This is a genomic window from Novipirellula sp. (genome assembly GCF_041583735.1).
Taxonomy (GTDB): domain Bacteria; phylum Planctomycetota; class Planctomycetia; order Pirellulales; family Pirellulaceae; genus Novipirellula.
In genome coordinates this window covers 1-3,657 of the sequence record NZ_JBFHFD010000778.1, presented here as the reverse complement: position 1 = coordinate 3,657, position 3,657 = coordinate 1, and the positions used below count along the sequence as shown (strand labels likewise).

Below are 3,657 nucleotides of genomic sequence, written 5' to 3'. Positions count from 1 at the left end.
AGAAAAACGATGATTGTGAACGTGCTGTAGAACTTGTGATGTCGACGATTGTTCACTGTTTGTGTACTCAACACTAGCCCACTTTATTCGCTAAAGCATTGATAAAAAAGCACTTACAGTCAGAACGGAGCAAAAAACCACACCAAAAGTGGGGCTTCGGATTGCCGTAGGCCCCTTGGTGCGCGTATTTGCACTTATTTGACCGGATCTTAATGGTGACCTAGATACCTGTGTTGTTCCGCATCACCGGAAACTGCTGATTTTGTACGACATCACCGCTGGCATACCTTGAACGGTATGGCGGCCGTTCTCATAGCCAATCCCGTCTCACGCCCTTCGATCTACAAATCATCATGAGCGCATCTGCATCGATCCTGTTAGTCGACGACGACCAACACCTCGCCGATTCCATGGCGCAGTGGTTACGTGAGATGTCCAATCATGTTGAGACGGCGGGAACATTGACGGCAGCCAAAGCGGCGCTGAAAAAGCAAAAATTTGATTTGGTGATTACCGATCTTCGTCTCGGAGCGGACGACGGATTCGATTTGATCGGCTACACCAAAAAACAATATCCGGACACCTCCGTGCTGGTGATCACCGGCTACGCGACTCCGGACACGGCGGTTCAAGCGGTCCGTGCGGGTGCATTTGATCTATTGACGAAACCGTTGATCGATGACGAATTGACCTTGGCGATCGAACGCGCGGTCGAGCAGCGAAAGATTGCTCAAGAGAACGAGACGCTGCGTTTGCAGTTAGATCGCCGCAGCGGGATGGAGAACATCCTCAGTCACGATTATCGCATGCTAAAGGTATTTGATGTCATCGACAGCGTGGCGGACGCGCGAGCTTCGATTTTAATCACGGGCGAAAACGGCACGGGGAAAAGCATGATTGCCCGAGCCATTCACGCTCGTAGCTCGCGGCGAAACGGGCCCTTTGTCGAGGTTGCTTGTGGGGCATTACCGGACACACTGCTCGAAAGTGAATTGTTCGGTCACGTTTCAGGTGCGTTCACGGGAGCCAACCATGACAAGCCTGGCAAGTTCGACATGGCAGACGGCGGCACGCTGTTCTTGGACGAAATCGCGACGGCAACTCCGGCAATGCAAGTCAAGCTGTTACGCGTGTTACAAGAATTCAAATTCGAGCCGCTCGGAGGCAACGAAACGCATTCGGTCGACACTCGTGTGATCTTGGCCACCAACGAAGACCTGACCGGTGCGGTAACAAGTGGTGCGTTCCGGCAAGATTTGTACTACCGAATCAACGTAGTGAACATTGTTTTGCCACCGCTGCGAGAACGTCCCGGCGACGTCACATTGTTGGTGGACCATTTTCTCACCGAAGCTGCGGAATCGTGCGGTCGCGAGATCGAAGGTTTTGACCGCGAGGCCATTGCGGCTTTACAAAGCTACGGTTGGCCGGGGAACGTACGTCAACTCGAGAACATTGTCGAGCGTGCCGTCCTGCTTGGCCGAGGTTCAATATTGACGGTCGAGGATCTGCCACCCGAAGTGACAGGGCGAACATCCGACGTGGCCTTTTCCAGTCCTACGACCAATCCCACCAACCGCGTCAACCACGCGATCGGTCAAGTCGACGGCAAAACATTGCGTGAAGCTTTAGAAGTACCCGAGCGAGAAATCATCCTGCAATCGCTGCGCTGCCATCACTGGAATCGAGCCGCCACTGCGGACGCGCTGGACATCAACCGCACGACGCTTTACAAAAAAATGAAGCGTCTCGGCTTGGATGACCCACGTCTGCAATACGCAAACTAACGCTTCGATCGCCTCACTGCGAATTCACACGGTTGTCGATTTCCGACAGCTGAAAACGAGTGCTGACAACCGAGTGTTTTTCGGGGCCCGGACGATACTTGATATAGGTTGTTGCGTAGAGGGTTCCGTCGCTCAAACACTCGAGTCCGGGATAACCGCAGTCAAAAACATTTTTCGCATGATTATGCAGTAGTTTGATCCGGTACTGGCCGGGACGCCCTTTTTTAATGTCGTCATAGCTGCCCACCCAAGCCACAAAGTGTCCTTTAGTTTTGCTTTGCGGCGCTTGATCGCGAAATGCGATGACCCAGCGTCCATCGGGGGCCTGGACTCCCATATGCCGATCGCCAGTCAGTCCCCACGCGGTATCGACAGGTTCGCTCCAGGTTTCTCCTTCGTCACGAGAAAACATCATCAAACTGTGACTGGTATGTGTATTTTCTCGCATCAAACAACACAATTCCTTTCCATCGGGTGAACGTAGCAGAAAAGGTTCGCACGGGTTTTTGCCATCGACTGCGGCGACCACTTTGGGTTCCGACCAAGTCAGGCCTCCATCCGCGGTGATCGACTGTAACACACTGAGCGGCGTTCGATCTTGCCCATCGGGGCCTTTGTGATAGAGCCCGAGATAGCGTCCGTCTTGTAGACGAATAATGCTGCTGAAGGTCATCACACAGGGAAAGCCGAGCGGCGGCATTTCTTTCCACGTTTTGCCTTCGTCTTCACTCATGATACTCGGCATCCCGGGGCCTCCGCGTTTTCCGAGCGCGGCCGAAAACACCCACAACCGCGCGACTTCCTCAGCGTCCACCATTCGATAAATACTGGGACAATTCTGATGCGTCGAAAACCCAGGGGGTAACGAGGCATCAAGACGCACCCAACTTCGTCCTCCATCGTCGCTACGCGCCATCGGTCCGGCCGCGCCGCCATGGTTAATGCACCACACACAAAAGAGCGTGTCGCTGCCGGGTAGCTTTAGTGTCGTGGGATGTCCCTGGTAGGTCTGCGGCGTGCCCTCGGCGATCACGAGTTGACGCTCGGTTTCCTCGGAAAGATCAATCGTCGGCAAATCATCGGGGTCTCCGCCAAACGCCATCGTCGCACATGGCACCAGACAGGCGAACATCAATACATGGCTCAATACAAATTTCACTGCATGCCTCACGAAGTCTCTCGGATATGTTCAGCTAACAAAATAACAGCACGCCAGATTCACTGTGAAGTAAAGACGCCAAGATGCGATTGCGTAACTGCGGGCCAGTTCGATGCAAGTGGGCAAACGTCGCGGGGTCGACGAACCGTGATGCAACCAACGGCCGGTTGATTTTAACGAGTCGCCCGCGTGAAAGCGACCGTTTTAGACCGGTAGTCTATACACTGAACGAAAAAACAGCGACGGCCGAAACCCCCTGGACTCGCGTCCTGGGCTAACGCCCAATGCCATCTGCTTTCGCCGTAACCGGATGGCTTTTTCAGCGGAGCGGCGCGAGCCGCTACCCAAAGTAGATGGCATTGGGCTAGCGTCTGCCGTCGCTATCACAACGAAGCATCAAAACAAAACCCTGCGCAAACGGAATACCATGGACACCCACGTTTTAGCCATTCAGGGTCAGCCCGATTGCTTTTAACTGCTTGGTGAAGATTCGCTTAGCCACGGTTGGGACGGGGGACGTTTTTACGGCCAGCTCCCTTGACCCCTTTGCGGCGTTTCTTTTGGATTCCGGTCGCTTCGCTCTTGTTTGTGAACTCGACTTCCGAGATGGGTTTGCCGATGTTCTCTTTTAGTTGCAGGACGCGGTCACGTAGCGATGCGGCTCGCTCGAACTCGAGATCCTCGGCGGCTGACAACATCTCTCGCTCGAGT

At 54.0% G+C, this 3,657-nt stretch carries 3 protein-coding genes; 1 reads left to right on the top strand and 2 read right to left on the bottom strand.

Features of this window, described 5'->3' with window-relative positions:
- Positions 1-353 precede the first annotated feature (353 nt).
- Positions 354-1,787 (top strand): sigma-54-dependent transcriptional regulator, encoded by a 1,434-nt coding sequence (locus tag ABX962_RS32570; protein WP_372725863.1) that lies wholly within the window; start codon positions 354-356, stop codon positions 1,785-1,787.
- A 13-nt stretch (positions 1,788-1,800) separates the two neighbouring features.
- Here ABX962_RS32570 and ABX962_RS32565 read toward each other — a convergent pair whose 3' ends face one another.
- Positions 1,801-2,946, bottom strand: coding sequence for a sialidase family protein (locus ABX962_RS32565; protein WP_372725862.1), 1,146 nt, complete (start codon positions 2,944-2,946; stop codon positions 1,801-1,803).
- 494 nt (positions 2,947-3,440) lie between these two features.
- A partial coding sequence (locus ABX962_RS32560) for a UvrB/UvrC motif-containing protein (protein WP_372725861.1) occupies positions 3,441-3,657 on the bottom strand: 217 nt, incomplete at its 5' end.